This window comes from Vibrio sp. 10N.286.49.B3 (assembly GCF_002873395.1).
GTDB lineage: Bacteria > Pseudomonadota > Gammaproteobacteria > Enterobacterales > Vibrionaceae > Vibrio.
The window spans coordinates 206,476-222,864 of the sequence record NZ_MCUV01000024.1; the positions used below are offsets into that span (position 1 = coordinate 206,476).

General features: G+C 41.4%; 12 protein-coding genes. 9 read left to right on the top strand and 3 right to left on the bottom strand.

From position 1 onward, the window contains the following. Positions 1-15: 15 nt before the first annotated feature. From BCU68_RS09485 to gnd, 4 genes are all read left to right on the top strand, one after another. Positions 16-354, top strand: coding sequence for a 50S ribosome-binding protein YggL (locus BCU68_RS09485; protein ID WP_102564531.1), 339 nt, complete (start codon positions 16-18; stop codon positions 352-354). A gap of 225 nt (positions 355-579) precedes the next feature. Continuing rightward, complete coding sequence (gene zwf / locus BCU68_RS09490; protein WP_102564532.1) at positions 580-2,082, top strand: glucose-6-phosphate dehydrogenase; 1,503 nt, start codon at positions 580-582, stop codon at positions 2,080-2,082. A 4-nt stretch (positions 2,083-2,086) separates the two neighbouring features. Next, complete coding sequence (gene pgl, locus BCU68_RS09495) at positions 2,087-2,809, top strand: 6-phosphogluconolactonase (protein WP_102564533.1); 723 nt, start codon at positions 2,087-2,089, stop codon at positions 2,807-2,809. Between the two features lies 1 nt (position 2,810). Then, positions 2,811-4,259: a decarboxylating NADP(+)-dependent phosphogluconate dehydrogenase gene (gene gnd / locus BCU68_RS09500; protein ID WP_102564534.1), complete on the top strand. Its 1,449-nt coding sequence runs from the start codon at positions 2,811-2,813 to the stop codon at positions 4,257-4,259. Positions 4,260-4,352: 93 nt separating this feature from the next. On the opposite strand, the gene BCU68_RS09505 is transcribed toward gnd, so the two are convergent. From BCU68_RS09505 to BCU68_RS09515, 3 genes are all read right to left on the bottom strand, one after another. After that, the gene (locus BCU68_RS09505; protein WP_102564535.1) at positions 4,353-4,802 is read right to left on the bottom strand and encodes an exoribonuclease R; all 450 of its coding nucleotides are present in this window, start codon (positions 4,800-4,802) and stop codon (positions 4,353-4,355) included. Between the two features lie 190 nt (positions 4,803-4,992). Beyond that, the gene (locus BCU68_RS09510; protein ID WP_102564536.1) at positions 4,993-7,041 is read right to left on the bottom strand and encodes a metallophosphoesterase; all 2,049 of its coding nucleotides are present in this window, start codon (positions 7,039-7,041) and stop codon (positions 4,993-4,995) included. Between the two features lie 281 nt (positions 7,042-7,322). After that, positions 7,323-8,693: an endonuclease/exonuclease/phosphatase family protein gene (locus tag BCU68_RS09515; protein WP_102564537.1), complete on the bottom strand. Its 1,371-nt coding sequence runs from the start codon at positions 8,691-8,693 to the stop codon at positions 7,323-7,325. Positions 8,694-9,033: 340 nt separating this feature from the next. Between BCU68_RS09515 and BCU68_RS09520 the strand changes: the two genes are divergently transcribed. From BCU68_RS09520 to BCU68_RS09540, 5 genes are all read left to right on the top strand, one after another. Then, positions 9,034-9,792, top strand: a complete 759-nt coding sequence (locus tag BCU68_RS09520) for a RecX family transcriptional regulator (protein WP_102564578.1) — start codon at positions 9,034-9,036, stop codon at positions 9,790-9,792. A 95-nt stretch (positions 9,793-9,887) separates the two neighbouring features. Beyond that, the gene (locus tag BCU68_RS09525) at positions 9,888-11,288 is read left to right on the top strand and encodes a TolC family protein (protein ID WP_102564538.1); all 1,401 of its coding nucleotides are present in this window, start codon (positions 9,888-9,890) and stop codon (positions 11,286-11,288) included. After that, complete coding sequence (locus BCU68_RS09530) at positions 11,288-12,481, top strand: efflux RND transporter periplasmic adaptor subunit (RefSeq protein WP_102564539.1); 1,194 nt, start codon at positions 11,288-11,290, stop codon at positions 12,479-12,481. The genes BCU68_RS09525 and BCU68_RS09530 overlap by 1 nt, the downstream gene beginning before the upstream one ends. Before the next feature lies 1 nt (position 12,482). After that, on the top strand, positions 12,483-15,668 hold the full coding sequence (locus BCU68_RS09535) for an efflux RND transporter permease subunit (protein ID WP_102564540.1): 3,186 nt from the start codon (positions 12,483-12,485) through the stop codon (positions 15,666-15,668). Positions 15,669-15,708: 40 nt separating this feature from the next. Continuing rightward, positions 15,709-16,386, top strand: a complete 678-nt coding sequence (locus BCU68_RS09540) for a response regulator transcription factor (protein ID WP_102564541.1) — start codon at positions 15,709-15,711, stop codon at positions 16,384-16,386. Positions 16,387-16,389: the final 3 nt, after the last annotated feature.

Below are 16,389 nucleotides of genomic sequence, written 5' to 3' on the forward strand. Positions count from 1 at the left end.
GTTAGCGAGAAAACAATGAAACTAGAAAAGTTAGAAAATAAAAACCGTCGTATTCGTAAGAAATTATTCTTAGGTGAATTTGCAATTTTAGGCTTCGAAATTAGCTGTAAAACATCCATTACTGATTTCGCTCAATACGATACCTTTGTTGATGATTTCATTGATTATATCGATAGCATTGGTCTGTGCTTTGGTGGTGGTGGCTTAGAGCTTTTTGAAGGTTTCCTATGTTCAATCGAACGCTACCGCTCTGCGACAGAAGAAGAGAAGCAACAAGTTTTAACATGGTTAGAGAACCGTGAAGAAGTACAAAGCGTAACCGTAAGTGAACTGGTTGACGCAAATTACTTCTAATGAAATTTATCAGTAATTATTGATGTAACTTATCAATAAAGAAAAAGGCAGTTTAGATTTTCGTCTAAACTGCCTTTTTTTGTTTAAAATCCAATCAATTTAAGGTGTTACCTATTAGTCTGATAGGTAATATCGAATATCGCAAAAAACCATAAATGGTACTATTCTCTATTATCAGCAGCACAGATTATAACTGCAGCGTTCTGTTTTTTATGGGAATATAATATGGTTAAGCCAGAAAATAATACGATTGTTATTTTTGGAGCGTCAGGCGATTTGACTCACCGAAAATTAATACCCGCTCTATACCATTTATACGCAAATGGACTTCTTCCTGATGATTTCGCAATCATTGGTGTTAGCCGTACAGTTTACAGCGATATCGACTTTCGAAGCTACTTAAAAACAGCATTAATTAAAAGTGAAAAAGTAGTTGAAGAGACCCTCGAAAGGTTTTGTAACCATCTATATTATCAAGCATTGAACACCTCAGACTCGGCAGAATATGCTCAATTAAAAGTTCGTTTAGAAGTGTTAGGTGAAAAACACAATACGCAAGGTAATACTGTTTACTATATGGCGACACCACCAAGTTTGTACGGTGTTATTCCTGAATGTTTAGGTGCGCATGGTTTAAACAGTGAAGCTCATGGATGGAAAAACCTGATAGTAGAAAAACCATTTGGCTATGATCTTGCCTCTGCGAATGAGCTCGATGAGCGTATTCATGCGCATTTCTCAGAGAAACAAATCTATCGTATCGATCATTATCTTGGTAAAGAAACGGTACAAAACTTACTCGTTTTTCGCTTTGCTAATGGCATGTTTGAGCCACTTTGGAATCGCAACTTCATTGATTATGTCGAAATTACAGCCGCTGAATCACTAGGCGTTGAAGAGCGTGGTGGTTATTACGATGGCGCAGGTGCGGTTCGTGATATGTTCCAAAACCATTTACTGCAAGTACTCGCAATGGTGGGTATGGAATCACCTGCCGCAATCAATGCAGATTCGATTCGCGATGAAGTCGTTAAAGTCATGCAAAGTTTCCAACCACTTTCCGAGCAAGATCTGCAGAAAAATCTAGTGCTAGGTCAATATACCGATTCGACAGTAAGAGGTGAGCATTTCCCTGGTTACCGTGAAGAAAATGGTGTAGCGGATGATTCTCGTACTGAAACTTACGTCGGTCTTAAAATGTTTATTCAGAATTGGCGTTGGAACGGTGTGCCATTTTACGTGCGCACGGGGAAACGGCTGCCAACTCGCGTAACGGAAGTTGTTATTCATTTTAAACAAACCCCTCACCCAGTCTTTGGTAAAAATGCACCAGAGAATAAGCTTATTATCCGCATTCAACCAGATGAGGGTATCTTGATGAGCTTTGGTCTTAAAAAACCAGGAGCGGGCTTCGAAGCAGAAGAAGTGTCGATGGATTTTCATTATGGCGATTTGGCTGAAACGAACATGCTAACGGCCTATGAGCGTTTAATCCTTGATTGTATGAAAGGCGATGCGACGCTCTTTGCTCGTAGCGATGCAGTGAAAGCATGTTGGCGATTTGTTCAGCCAATTTTAGACTACAAAGCACAGCCTGAGCACCTTTTTGGTTATGCCGCTGGAACATGGGGACCAAAAGAAGCCGATGAGCTGATCAATAGCGATCAACAACGTCAATGGCGCTTCCCGTGTAAGAACTTAACCAACACTGATTATTGCGAGTTATAAGCCAATGAAATTTCATGTATTTGAAACGCCAGAGTTCGTTGTCGACTCTTTAGCTCAAACCATGTTGGAGTTGAGTCAGCAAGAGCACCCTGTACATATCTCACTTTCAGGTGGCAGTACCCCAAAGCTGTTATTTAAACGGCTCGCTCAAGCACCATTTGCAGAGCAGGTAGTCTGGTCTAACTTACATTTTTGGTGGGGAGATGAACGTTGTGTTGCGCCGACTCACCCAGAAAGTAATTTTGGTGAAGCGAATGAATTGCTATTTAAACATATCGCACTCCCTGTAGAGAACATTCATCGTATCCGTGGTGAAGATGACCCTCAAAAAGAAGTAGAACGTTTTGCACAAGAGATGCAACGAGTTGTCCCACAAAGTCATGGGTTACCTAAATTTGATTGGATCTTACTTGGTATGGGAACCGATGGGCATACCGCATCACTTTTCCCTCATCAAACGGATTTTGCTGATCCTTCGTTGGCAATTATTGCGAGACATCCAGACAGTCAACAGCAACGCATTTCGAAAACAGCGGGTGTGATTGAAAATGCTGAACGTATTACTTATTTAGTTTTAGGTGAGAGTAAAGCAAGTGTGATCCAAGAAATTCATGACAAGCCTGCAGGAGAACTACCATACCCTGCAGCAAAAGTTCAGGCCAAGTTCGGTCATACACAGTGGTTTTTAGATGCTGCTGCGGCAAAAGAATTAGTGAAAGGAGAGTAAAATGAAAGGTGATATTGGTGTAATTGGTTTGGCTGTAATGGGGCAAAATCTGATTTTAAACATGAATGATCATGGATTTAAAGTCGTTGCATTTAACCGAACGGTTGCCAAAGTGGACGAGTTCCTAGCAGGGCCTGCACAAGGAACAAATATTATCGGCGCTTCTTCACTAGAAGATCTGGTTGCTAAGCTTGAATCTCCTCGCAAAGTCATGTTGATGGTGCGAGCAGGTGAAGTAGTTGATCACTTTATCGATAGCTTAGTGCCATTGCTTGATAAAGGTGACATCATTATTGATGGAGGTAATTCTAACTACCCAGACACTAACCGCCGTGTTGCTGATCTTGAAGCAAAAGGTATTCACTTTGTGGGCACCGGCGTTTCTGGTGGTGAAGAAGGTGCACGTTTTGGCCCTTCAATCATGCCAGGCGGTTCGCCAGAAGCGTGGGCGCATGTTAAGCCTATATTCCAAGCGATTTCAGCGAAAACAGAGCAAGGTGAAGCGTGTTGTGATTGGGTTGGTAAAGATGGTTCCGGTCACTTTGTTAAAATGGTCCATAATGGCATTGAATATGGCGACATGCAGCTAATTAGTGAAGCCTACCACTTTATGAAAGAGGGTTTAGGTCTGTCTTATGATGAGATGCAAGCCATTTTTGCAGAATGGAACTCAACGGAATTAAATAGTTACCTTGTTGAAATTACAGCGGATATTTTAGGTTATCGCGATGAAGACGGTGAGCCACTGTTAGAGAAAATATTAGACACTGCAGGTCAAAAGGGTACGGGTAAATGGACAGGGATTAATGCCTTAGATTTAGGGATACCTCTAACCTTAATTACCGAATCGGTTTTTGCGCGTTGTCTTTCAGCGATTAAAGATCAACGTATCGAAGCGGAACAACTATTTGCTAAAACTATCCAGCCTATTTCAGGAGATAAAAAAGAGTGGGTTGATGCGCTACGTCAGGCCTTACTCGCATCGAAAATTATCTCTTATGCGCAAGGCTTTATGCTTATCCGTGAAGCCTCAGAAGAGAATAACTGGTCATTGAACTACGGTAATGTCGCATTGATGTGGCGTGGTGGTTGTATTATACGTAGTGCTTTCTTAGGCAACATCCGTGATGCATACGATGCAAACCCTGATGTTCAATTCTTAGGCTCTGATCCATATTTCAAAGATATCTTAGCCGAGAGTTTACCAGCATGGCGTAAAGTAGCATCGAAAGCGATGGAAGTTGGATTACCAATGCCAACCATGACTTCAGCCCTGACTTTCCTTGATGGCTATACGACAGCACGCTTACCGGCCAATATGATCCAAGCACAACGAGATTACTTTGGTGCCCATACTTATGAGCGTCTAGATAAACCTCGTGGACAATTCTTCCATACTAACTGGACGGGAACCGGTGGTGATACGGCTTCTACCACGTATGATGTTTAATACATAACCGTTCGATCAAAAAGGCCTCAAGCTATCTCTGTATTTTTAATGAATAAAATAGAGGTGAACTTGAGGTCTTTATATATCAGTAAATTAAGCTTCTTTATCACTTAACTCTGCGTAGTAATGCAACAATTCCGTTAACTCTTTTACCCAGCCTAATGCGCTATTTGGCATGTTTTGCACAATCACTTCAACTTTTTCACAGTGCTGTTCTAGTGTGATCGCTTCTTCTAAATTGAAAGAAATAGAGTAGAAGTGCCATAGCAGTAGACGCGTCATACGTTGAATATTTTGCTGTGAATTATCCGATTGTGAAAATGCTAAAGGAATTTCACTAATCGCAATTGCCGTCATGCGTAACAAAGCATCGAACTTTACCGATTGCATTCTTTCTGCGCTATCAACTTCTTCTTGGTCAAAGGTAAAAAGCTCTGTCATCGTCTCTTCAGGCACTAAACGATGGATCATACGCAAGCTAAATTCTTCGAGCTCATGACGAGGCATGGTAAGTAAGCAGTTTAAAGTATAGTCACGTAGCATAGTATTCTCAGAACAATAAAAGGTCGGCTAGTTTACTCTTTAATCGTGATCTTGAATAGATCGCCGATGGATTCTTGTTTTATGATTTTGAGTGGTATGAGGGTCATTACTTAGTCAAACTTGTGGAGTCGTCGATCAAAAAAGCCCTGAGTCATTGCTGGCTCAGGGCTCAATAATTAATACTTAGTAATTAAAATAGCTTGTTACCAGCCATATCTTCAATCGTATTTGCTTTAAGATCGATATAGAAGTGATCAGCAGGCTGAGCATTGCTAAATTGATGATAGATACGAGCTAATGCGGCAAAACGGGTATGTAGAACGTGTAAATTAACATCTGCTAGTTGCATTCCGCCACCGCTTGATGGGTTTGCATTAACGTAATCGCTAGCCCAATCAATATTTTCAAGGTCGCCATCTGCATCGTTATGCTTAAATAGTTCCATCGCAATCTTAATTGGAACTAGGATTTGGTAATCGACATCTTGGAATGCAAGTTCATCACCATTACGTTGATAAAGCGTCGCTAAACAAATTTGTTCAAAGCCAACTTGCATCATTTGCTTACGCTCAAGCAGGAACCCACTGATGTGAGCTTCAATTGTCTCTAATGCTTGCTCTGCTTCATCTTTGTGACCTAGGCTATCCATTAAAGTGATAATCTCGTCATTCGTTGCTTCAGCGGTCATTGCTGGTAGTAGTTGCTGAACTTCACTCTGGGTTAGGTTGCTTTCAAACGCGGATAGCATCATTAACCAATATAGTGGTGTTTGCAGTTCAAATAACTGAGTAATATCAGCACCCCAGCCAGCTTTTAGTCGCATGTGCATTAAGACATCAAGGTGACGGAACATAAAGTCACGGTAATCTGTTGCTTCAAGCATTTTTTCCCATTGCACATCAGCGCCGACCCACTCACGGTGTGATTTTTCATTCTCGTAGTATGGGAATAAAGCATCAAAATCATTCACGTGCTCAAGAGTTTTCGTTTCAACTTCAAATAGTGAAGATGAATGGCAAGTCACGACTTTATAAGAAGGAGTATAGGCAGCAAGAGATGGCGCTTGAATATTAATTAATGTATCGCCATTGTCGTTGCTATGTACTGCCGTATCGTTTACGTGAATATGACCACCAAAGTGCAGTTTTACACCCGTTGCAATAACTTGCTCAGCGGTATCATGAGAAGGTACACGTGTGTTGTTGTACGAACCATCGTTGAAGACGTAGTAGAAGTCATTCGCACTGTTGTTCAGGTACTCAGTAGCAGGGTAGTGACTGAATACAACGAGAGTTTTGCCTTCTTGCTCAGCACGAGCGGTAACATCAGCAAGCCATTCCATAACTTGAGGCTTATATTTCTTACCTTCTTCCCAACCAACAGAGGCATGGCTCCAGTCGCTACCATCAGCATTAGGGAAGTAAATATTCATATCAACAGAAACAATCCATAGACCTTTTACTGGTTCAGCTAGGTATGAAGAGTCTGGACACCAGAAAGATTCATTTGTGTCATCTTTAGTGATATATAAGCCGCGGTCTTCGTATAGATCGCTCGCCCATGGCGTTTCGTAGTGAACGTAGCTAGGCTTGTTTTGGAATCCATATTGACCTAAAAGATCAAACATTTCTTTATAGCCTGATCCCCACATACCTTGGGTTACATGTTGACCGATCACGACATTGTTTGGTGTGAAGCCTCGGTTTTCATCACTGGTTACTTCGATACTAGCACCGTTAGCGTCAAGGAAACGTTTGCTTTCGTTGCGACCAAAAGGACGAACAGGGTCGTGGTTGCCATTAGTTAGGAAAAACTCAAAGCCATATTTTTCAATGTAAGGTTCAACGACACGGTTAAAACCTTTTAGTGTGTCCATTTGGCCTTCATCAGAGAAGTCACCTAATAGACAGATATATTTAACGCCTTGCTCACCAAGTTCTTCTAGTGCAGAGATGAAAGCGAAGTAGTTCTCGTTGAACATACGAGTTGATTCACAAGAGTCTTGTAAGCTACGAATTGTAACTTCAGCGTTATGCTTACCGAACTCAAAATCTCCGAAAATATCATGAAAATGAACATCAGCAAGCATGGCAACTTGAACGCCAGAAATATCCACGTACTCATCATCGCTTGAGCTGCTATTACAAGCTGTTAATAGTGGACCTGCCGCCGCAACGGTAGCAACTTTTGCTGAGCCGCTCAAAAAAGAACGACGAGAAATAGCCTTGTTCATTGTCATCTTGTTACTCCTTAAAAAATTCAAGGCTAAAGTAGTCGGCAAAGATGACAGAAAATGTAGATTCTTATTTCAAAAATATTAACTTACATAAGTATCTATTTTTATTGCATAGGTAGTAACTGATAGATTACATTTTTTAATGAGGTGTTAACTAAATTCAAAGGGGTTTGAGAATTTGAGTAGTAAATAGTGAAAGAAAGCCTCAAAGAGAAATGAGGCTTTTATTGGAGAGAATTTGTTTTTCTTAGTGCAGTCGTTCTATTTTTTCACTAAAAAGAGGATTAGAACTGTGCTTTAATCCAAACCATACGGTGGTCAGAGGAGATCTCTTTCTCATTACCCCAGTTGCCAACTCGCTCATCGTTAAACAGCATACGACCTTCTTCATAAGAAGCAGACCAGTAGACACCAGAATCAACGATATTTAGAGTTGCAGATGGCATTGCATAGTCAACAGCAAGCCCAAACGTAGACGTTACACGGTTTGGTAGTGGGTGAGATGATGCATTATCTGTTGCATCTTCAGCAGCACCGTAGCTGGTTGGGTATAGGTCACCATTCATTACAGCTTGGTTCAGTAGTGGATCGTTATGCAGTTCTTGCATTACTTCTGTGATACCGTCGCCATCAAGTGGATCTAAGTTAAGATCACCCATAATGACAAAGTTTGAGTCAGTTGCTAGACCGCCAGTTTTACCTGCATCATCATAGATGAACTCTTTACCTTGTACATATTGGTGCCAGAACTCAACTTCAGCGGCGTTCTGTTCTTTGTTTTTACCAAGGTCAAATACAGGTGGTGTCGGGTGAGACATTAATAAATGTACGACTTCGTTGCCATTTTGAGTTGGGATAATAATAGGTGCATCAACGTGGTTTTTTGAAGATAGACGAATTTCTTCCCAATTTTTAGCAGTATACCACTCATCGCCACAAGCCATACCATCAGGAATTTGTAGTGAGCCATCACAAACAGTAATGGTTGGATTAGTCGAACCTTCTAGATCTTTCCACTTAAATTCTTGGAATGTACGAGTGTTCGCAGAATCAATTTCATATTTTGACGCCAGTGCGAAAGCGTATTGACCGTGATAAAAGCCAAAGCCCCATGCATCGTCAGGCAGTGCAATTTCACCATCTCTATTTAGGTCAAGATCACTTAGTAAGCCTGTATTGGTTGAGTAAGACTCAAAGTAAGGGTATTGAATTGGCTCTAAGTTCGCTTCACCGTTTGCGCCATCAATACTTTGTGATACCGATAAATAGTTATCTTGAAAGCCTTTTAGGGCCTCTTTATCTTCACCAGTACCGTCGTTATTGAATTCAGCCATCATTAGAACATCAGGGCGGTTCTTTTGAAGAATTGCCGCTACATTACGAATTTGAATGATTTTTTCAGCTAATTCAGTATCACTGTCACTAAGCTCAATACTGTCATCTAAATAAGCCGTTACTAACTCAGTTTGCTCTTCTGGTGCAACTTGCATCTCTGCAACTAAAGCTTCAAAGGTAAAACGATCAAAAGAAAGATTATAAGTAGCGATCTTTACCTCTGTTGGTTGAACTTCTACATATTCTGTATCGGTTGTATTACAACCAGCTAAAAGTGCAGAACTGATCAGTAGAGCTAGAGGAGTTTTAAAAGATTTCATAACGTTAACGCATCCTTGATTAAATTCGCGCAAATCATAGTGTTATAACGAAATAATAAAAGTGATCTAGATCACGTAAACGATTGCATAATCTTACTGTTACATGAAATTTTTGTGATGTAGGGTGTTTTGTGGCTTTTTACTTGTTTGTAAATCAATCAAATATATGTGACTGTAATGATTGTGATTGTTTAATAATGAAGAGTGATTATTACAAGCGCTTAATAAATTTATATAATTAAGATGAAATGCGATATTGATAAATCACAAATTAAAGTGAAGGTGAGATTTGTATACGGACAAAAACAAAATCAAAAAAGCGACCAGTATCGATAATGTCATGAACTCTGCAATGTGGCATCTAGGTCAACGAGATCTCACCGAAAGTGAATTACTGATAAAGCTGCGTGCCAAGACAGATAACGAGGCGTGGATTGCTGAAGTATTAGAAAAATTACGTGGTTTTGGCTATCTAAAGAGTGACAGTGAGTTTGCAACAAGATTTGCTGAACGAGCATTCTCGAGTGACTATGGTTCTGGATACATTTTAGAAAAATTAAAGAAGAAAGGACTGAATGATACCTTGATACGTGACTCACTCAATAAGGTAAAGCATGAATTGTACATTGACGAACAATCGATGCTGATCCGCTATATCAACGAAACTTATCAGAGTTTTACTATGAGCAAGGAGAAGCTGATTGCGACGTTGCAAAAAAGAGGTTTTAGTTACTCTGAAATTAATGCCGCGATTAGTCAACACACTTGCTGCGATGAACTTCAGTCTAAATTGGAAATTAAAGCAGCGAAAGCCGATCTCGAAAAAGAAGTGTTGAAATACGTGCGTAAAGGCAAAGGAATGACGGTTATCCGCCAAGAACTGCGTCAGCGTAAAATTGATATCACTGATCTTGATGCTTTAGTCGAGAAGCTCATTAATGCTGAAGAGATTGATTTTTATTCCGCCTGTTTAGCGCAACTAGAAAAAAAACCATACGATCTAAAAGTTCACAAAGAGCGCAGTAAAGCTTATGCGATGCTAAGTCGTAAAGGCTACTCATCGGATGAAATTAATTTTGCTTTGAGTGAGTTGGAATAATAATCGTTTTGTCATCAGCAAATACACCGTTCTTAACCCCTTCTTAACCGCACCACTGTTACTTTGTCGCCAACATTGTTTGAGGCAGAGTAACTATGACATTTCGATATTCCATTCTTTCTTTAGTGCTTACCGGCCTTATGGGGTGCGCGAGTCAATCAGAACTTAATATGATTGAAAGCGCAGAGAATAGTGGCGTACAAACCAATCAGCAACTGATCGAGCAATTAATTGCCCAGCACCAGTTAAACGATAAGACAACACGTCAAGCCACTTCTTTAATACCGCCTGTTCGCTTGACTGATTTAGTATCTATTTCAGAGCTCAATCAATATCTTGACCTGGCTTTAGCCAATAGCCCGACCATTCAACAAAGTCTGTTGGCTTTAAAAGTCGCCTACGCTCAGCAAGGGGTAACCCGTTCTGATGGTCTGCCAACGGTGGAGGCAGGATTGTCTGCAGAAACGAACAAAGATAATAGTGAAAGCTATAGCGCTGATCTTACTGTGAGTTGGGAGCTAGATTTGTGGCAAAAGATAGCGGATAGCAGTGCAGCAGCAGAAAAAGACATTGCGATTTCCTATGCCAATTATCAAGGTACGAAAGATCTGATTGCTGCTAATACAATGCGAGCATGGTTAAGCATTAGTTTACATCAGCAGTTACTTGACATTGAGCAGCGTCGATTAGTCATTCTACAAAATAATGAAGCTTTGGTGCTTGAGCGTTATCAAGCCGGCTTAGGCAGTCTAGAAGATTTAGATAATGCCAAATCCACGACTGCGACCACGCAAGCAACCGTTGCTGCCTATCAAGAAAATGTTGCACAAAGCCAGCGAAGCTTAACCCTACTGACAGGGCAGTGGCAGCAAGATGCACAATTGCCTAGTGTTTCAATGACCTTCCCAGAAGTGCTTAACCCGTTAGATGGTTTGGCAGAACAAAACTTACAAGGCCGACCTGATTTACAGCAAGCATTTTATAGTATTGAAGCCGAATCACTGCGAACGGATGCAGCTTACAAAGCTATGTTGCCATCCATAAGCTTATCGGCAAGCTTGCAAGATATAGCAGAAACACCGAGCGAAGCACTTTTTACCAACCCACTATGGAGTGTTCTTGGCAGTTTATCGGCACCACTATTCCAAGGTGGAAAATTGAAATCACAAGCTGAAATAGCCGAACTGACCATGGCACAAAGCTATTGGCTTTATCAAGAAACGCTCCTTAATGCGGTCAACGAAGTCGAGAACGCAGCAGGGCAGGAGTATGCCTTAGATAAACAGCAGCAACACTTAATCACAGCGATCAAAAGTGCTAAGCGCAGTTTTGTCAGTTATGAGCAAAAGTACCGACAAGGATTGGTCGATATTTTTGACCTCTTAACCGTGCAGCAGCAAGTGTATGATCTTGAAGCTCAATTAACCAATACCACTTACCAAAGACTGATTAACCGAATTGATTTAGGCCTCGCGCTTGGCTTAGGAGTATCTTAATGAAAAAGAATATTATTACACTAGCAATTACCTTAGCCGCCGCGGGTTCTATATTTATGGCTGTGGGTTACAACGGATTGCAAATTGCCCATGCTGGTGATGAGTCTAATAAAAACGCCCCAGTCGTTACTCCAACGGTTGAGCACATCGCACCAAATAAAGCGCAGATTTTGCCCGCTCAACGAGTTGCCATTCAAGTGACTCAAGCTGCGAACTACCATGCTCAAGTGGAGGGTTATGGTGAAACTAAGGCACACTATGAACTTGATTTTACCAGTGAAGTCAGCGGTCGAGTGATGTCGTTACATTCAGCGTTTGCCGAAGGGAATATTATTCAGCAAGGGGATGTCATCGCTGAACTGGATAATACCACTTATCAACAAGCGGTTACCCAAGCGCAAGCTGATGTGGCAACTGCACGCTTAGCGTATCTAGAAGAGCAGCGAGAAGGAGAGCAAGCGAAGTCTGAATGGCAACGTTCGGGTTTGAGTGGAGAGCCGAGTTCGCCATTGGTTTTACGAGAGCCACAACTAGCGAATGCCAAAGCCAATTTAAGTAATGCACAGCAAACCTTGATCAAAGCAGAGAAAGATCTGGCAGATACGAAATTACGTGCCCCTTTTGATGCTTTAGTGGTTAGCCGTAGTGTTCAGCCCGGAAGTTACCTGCAAGCTGGTGGGGCAATTGCAACCTTATACAGCATTGACCAAGTCGAAATTGCAATTCCACTGTCCGATCAGCAATGGAGCAACTTACCGCAATGGAATGACAGCAGTGATTGGCAAGTGGCGTTAACCAATAGTGCTGGTGATCAGAATTGGATTGGGCAGGTTGATCGCACCTATCAACATGTCACACAAAGTAGCCGCCAGCGTTCATTGGTCGTTGTGGTTGAGAAGCCATTAGAGCAAGCAGCCCCCCTTTATCCTGGGACTTTTGTTCAAGCGTCGCTACAAGGAAAAGAGTTAGAAAACTTATGGGAAATACCGGCATCTGCTTTATCTCAACAGGGCGAAGTCTGGACAGTTGACAGTAATAATGAGCTGCAAAAATCCTCTGCAACGGTTCAATTTAAAAATAATGGCAGTCTTTTTATTCGTCCTACAGCAGAGAATGACAAGGTGCAAGTGGTGAAAAGACCATTAAGTACATTCCTAGCTGGGATGAAAGCGACACCGGTAGAGGAAGATTAAAATGAGCCATACAAAGAGTAAACATACTGGTGTGATAGCTTGGTTCGCCAATAACTCCGTTGCTGCTAACTTGCTCATGGTTGGTATGATTGTCGTTGGCTTATTATCGGTAAACTCACTGCGTAAAGAGGCTTTTCCTAGCTTTGAACCCGATGTGGTTACCGTTTCTGTCAATTATGATAGTGGCGATCCGATACAGGCAGAAGAGGGGATCTCTATCAAGATAGAGGATGCGCTCGAGACAGTACCAGGCATTAAACGCATCACATCGACATCCAGCTCATCAGGTAGCCATGTATCGATTGAAAAAGAGACGAATTACTCACTGGATGCGCTGCTTAATGATGTAAAAACAAAAGTCGATGCGATTAATAATTTGCCGACACAAGCAGATAAACCGGTCATCGATAAAGCACGTATGCAAGATCATGCGTTATGGGTTCAGTTGTACGGTGATGCCGATCGTCATACTTTACAAAACCTTGCTGAACAATTGAAATCGGACCTACTGGCTAAAGATGCAATTCATGATCTTGAAATCAAAGCCAAAATCGATCCTATGGTTTCCGTTGAAGTTAATGAAGCCAAACTGCAAGCTTATGGGTTAACACTTTCTGATATCTCAAGCGTCATTAATGCAGAGTCATCAACCAATATTGCCACAAGCTTACGTAATGGTGAAAAAACAGTCTGGCTTAAAGTATCAGAGCAAGCTTATGAAATTGAAGACTTCAAAGCGATTGTTGTGTTAACAGATGGCACTGGTAGCCAAATTACATTAGGTGATATTGCTAACGTTGAAGATGGTTTTGCTGAAGATACATTCAGCCTATCTCGCTATAACCAACAAAGTGCGATGGGCATTCAAATCTTGATGGATGAGAACAGCGATGTTGTGCAAATTGTCGATCAAGCCCAACAAGTGGTGGAGCAGTGGCGCGACTCAAATCTTCTACCAAGCAATATTGAATTAGAAACGTGGTATGACCAAAGTACGCTAATTAAAGATCGTTTAAATCTAATTGTTAAGAATGCTGTAACAGGCATTGCACTGGTCTTCATTGTTTTAGCACTATTTTTAAATATTCGCGTTGCATTTTGGGTTGCTGCGAGCTTGCCATTTGTTTTCTGCGGTACGTTATTTTTCATGACCGATTCCTTTTTAGGGCTAACGATCAATGAAATGACAACCTTTGGCTTCATCATGGCATTGGGTATCGTGGTGGATGATGCGGTTGTGGTGGGGGAAAGTATTTACTCAACCAGACGTAAACAAGGCGACACAATAGATAGTACGATTAAAGGCACACATAAAGTTGCAGCACCCACCATATTTGGTGTGTTGACGACCGTCGTGGCTTTCCTTTCTATTGCCAGTATTGATGGCAAAATGGGGCAGGTTTACGCACAATTTGCCGCGGTTGTTGCCGTTTGCTTGCTGTTATCTTTGGTTGAATCTAAGTTAATTTTACCTTCTCACCTTGCGCACGTTAATACGCAAAGAAGTGAGAAAAAAGGCATTTGGGCATACATACAGCAAGGCGCAGATAATGGCTTAGAGTGGTTTAATCAACGCGTCTATACCAAGGTAATAGAGCAAGCTCTGAAATTTCGCTACGCTGTCGTGATGTTATTTGTCTCGTTATTTATTTTAGTGGTAGGTATGCCAATGACGGGGGCGGTACGTGTCGGTTTCTTCCCAGAAATTGTCGGTGATACCGTTGTGGCTGATATTCGTATGTATAACGATACCAGCTTTGGTCAAACGCAAACGAACTTATTAGATCTTGAATCTTATGCTGTTCAAGTCGATGAGCAACTACGAGAAAAATACCAGGTTGATGGTGACTCTTTGATCTCTAGCATTCAAGTTATTGCTGATGAAGATAAATCAGGTTCATTGACCATTGAGCTAACGAATGACACCGCCTACAGTTCCAAAGAGTTTGCTGACTCATTACGAACGCTTGCTAGTAATATGGAAGGGGTTAAAAAACTCAAAGTGCTTTCATCGAAAGAGATGATGGATAACTTTAAGGTTGAACTGAAATCAAGTGATACACAAACGCTTGAACAGGCTGGTAATGGCTTAAAAGCGCAATTGCAAACCATTGAGGGTGTGAGTGGTATTGATGACAACCTTGATCTTGGTGAACCACAATATCGCTTTGAGTTGACCAGTCAAGGGCGCGCTCTGGGTATGGATACCGCTTTACTTTCAGAGCAGGTATTGCAGTCTTTTGGTGGTGATATAGTGCAGCGTTTTCAACGTGGCAAAGATGAAGTGAAGGTGCGAGTTCGTTACCCAGAAAGTGATCGCCAAACTTTAGCGGATATTAAGCAATCAAGCGTTAGAACCTCAGATGGAACCGTTGTATCGTTAAGCTCGGTGGCCAAGGTCTATTCTGACTATCAACAATCGGAAATCACCCGAATCGACAGTTTAAGAGCGGTTTATATTACGGCATCGGTTGATAAAACAATGATTGCATCCAATGAGTTGGTCGCGCAGTTAGAGAGGGAGTTTATTCCGCAATTGCTTGAGGATTATCCGAGCCTGAAAGTTGATTTCGCTGGTGAAGCCGAGCAGCAAAAAGAGTCAACCGATTCCATGGAGTCGACATTTGCACTTGCGCTTATTCTGATCTTTGCTTTATTAGCAATACCGTTAAAATCTTATATTCAGCCTTTGATTATTATGACCGCGATTCCTTTTGGTATTGTTGGTGCGATTTTAGGTCACTGGTGGAATGATTTAACGATTAGTATTTTATCGCTAAACGGAATCCTTGCATTAAGTGGTGTCGTTGTGAATGACAGTTTGCTGCTAGTGTCGCGCTTTAATGAATTGGTACGCAATAGAAAAATGGATGTAAAAGAGGCGATTATTGATGCTTGTACTGGTCGCTTACGTGCCGTATTGCTGACATCGATTACGACTTTTGCTGGCTTAGCGCCTTTACTTAGTGAAACCTCAATGCAGGCTCAATTTTTAATTCCAGCAGCAGCGGCATTAGGTTACGGTATTTTGTTTGCAACCGTCATCACATTGATTTTAACGCCGTCATTATTATTGATTCAATGTGAGATTCAGCAAGGATTAGCTTCACTGAAACATCGCTTATTATCAAGCAAGACAGCAGAGCAGAAAATGATCGAAGATCTGGCAACATCGTCTTCAATCTAAGAGAAATAATCATTTAGCCATTAACCCAGAGGTAATTATCATGGAAGCGCTGCAACTATTATTAGTCGAAGATGATATTGATTTAGCAACCGCGGTGATTGATTACCTCTCACTTGAGGGAATAGAGTGCGACCATGCAATGAATGGTGTGTCGGGGTTATCTTTGATAGAGCAAAATGCTTATCATGCCGTGATTTTAGATTTGAATTTGCCGAAGATGAGTGGCTTAGACGTTTGCGCTAAATTAAGGGAGCAAGGGATTGACGTTCCTATCTTAATGCTCACAGCCAGAGATACACTAGAGGATAAACTGGCCGGTTTTGCGAAAGGGGCGGATGATTACTTGATTAAACCTTTTGCCATGGAAGAGTTGATAGTTAGGGTCCAAGTGTTGTCACGTCGTCGCAGTGGGCAAGTAACGACATTGGTAATTAGTGATCTAGAGTTGGATCTTGTTGCTCAACAAGTGAGTCGTGAAGGGCAAGAGTTAAAACTATCACCGATTGGGATGAAGATATTAGAAACCTTAATGCGAGCTAGTCCCAATATTGTATCAAGGGATAAATTGATCCAAAGTGTTTGGGGCAGTGAGCAACCAGATAGCAATAGTTTAAAAGTACACATGTTTAACTTACGCAAGATTCTTGATAGCGGTTTCGATGATAAGTTAGTGCATACCATTACTGGGCGTGGCTTCGTTTTAAAAAGTGGGGCTTAGAGG

Coding starts and splice junctions, on each gene's coding strand:
- BCU68_RS09515 (WP_102564537.1), bottom strand. CDS start 8,693: ATGAAATCTTTTAAAACTCCTCTAGCTCTACTGATCAGTTCTGCACTT.
- zwf (WP_102564532.1), top strand. CDS start 580: ATGGTTAAGCCAGAAAATAATACGATTGTTATTTTTGGAGCGTCAGGC.
- BCU68_RS09485 (WP_102564531.1), top strand. CDS start 16: ATGAAACTAGAAAAGTTAGAAAATAAAAACCGTCGTATTCGTAAGAAA.
- BCU68_RS09535 (WP_102564540.1), top strand. CDS start 12,483: ATGAGCCATACAAAGAGTAAACATACTGGTGTGATAGCTTGGTTCGCC.
- BCU68_RS09525 (WP_102564538.1), top strand. CDS start 9,888: ATGACATTTCGATATTCCATTCTTTCTTTAGTGCTTACCGGCCTTATG.
- gnd (WP_102564534.1), top strand. CDS start 2,811: ATGAAAGGTGATATTGGTGTAATTGGTTTGGCTGTAATGGGGCAAAAT.
- BCU68_RS09540 (WP_102564541.1), top strand. CDS start 15,709: ATGGAAGCGCTGCAACTATTATTAGTCGAAGATGATATTGATTTAGCA.
- BCU68_RS09505 (WP_102564535.1), bottom strand. CDS start 4,802: ATGCTACGTGACTATACTTTAAACTGCTTACTTACCATGCCTCGTCAT.
- pgl (WP_102564533.1), top strand. CDS start 2,087: ATGAAATTTCATGTATTTGAAACGCCAGAGTTCGTTGTCGACTCTTTA.
- BCU68_RS09510 (WP_102564536.1), bottom strand. CDS start 7,041: ATGACAATGAACAAGGCTATTTCTCGTCGTTCTTTTTTGAGCGGCTCA.
- BCU68_RS09530 (WP_102564539.1), top strand. CDS start 11,288: ATGAAAAAGAATATTATTACACTAGCAATTACCTTAGCCGCCGCGGGT.
- BCU68_RS09520 (WP_102564578.1), top strand. CDS start 9,034: ATGAACTCTGCAATGTGGCATCTAGGTCAACGAGATCTCACCGAAAGT.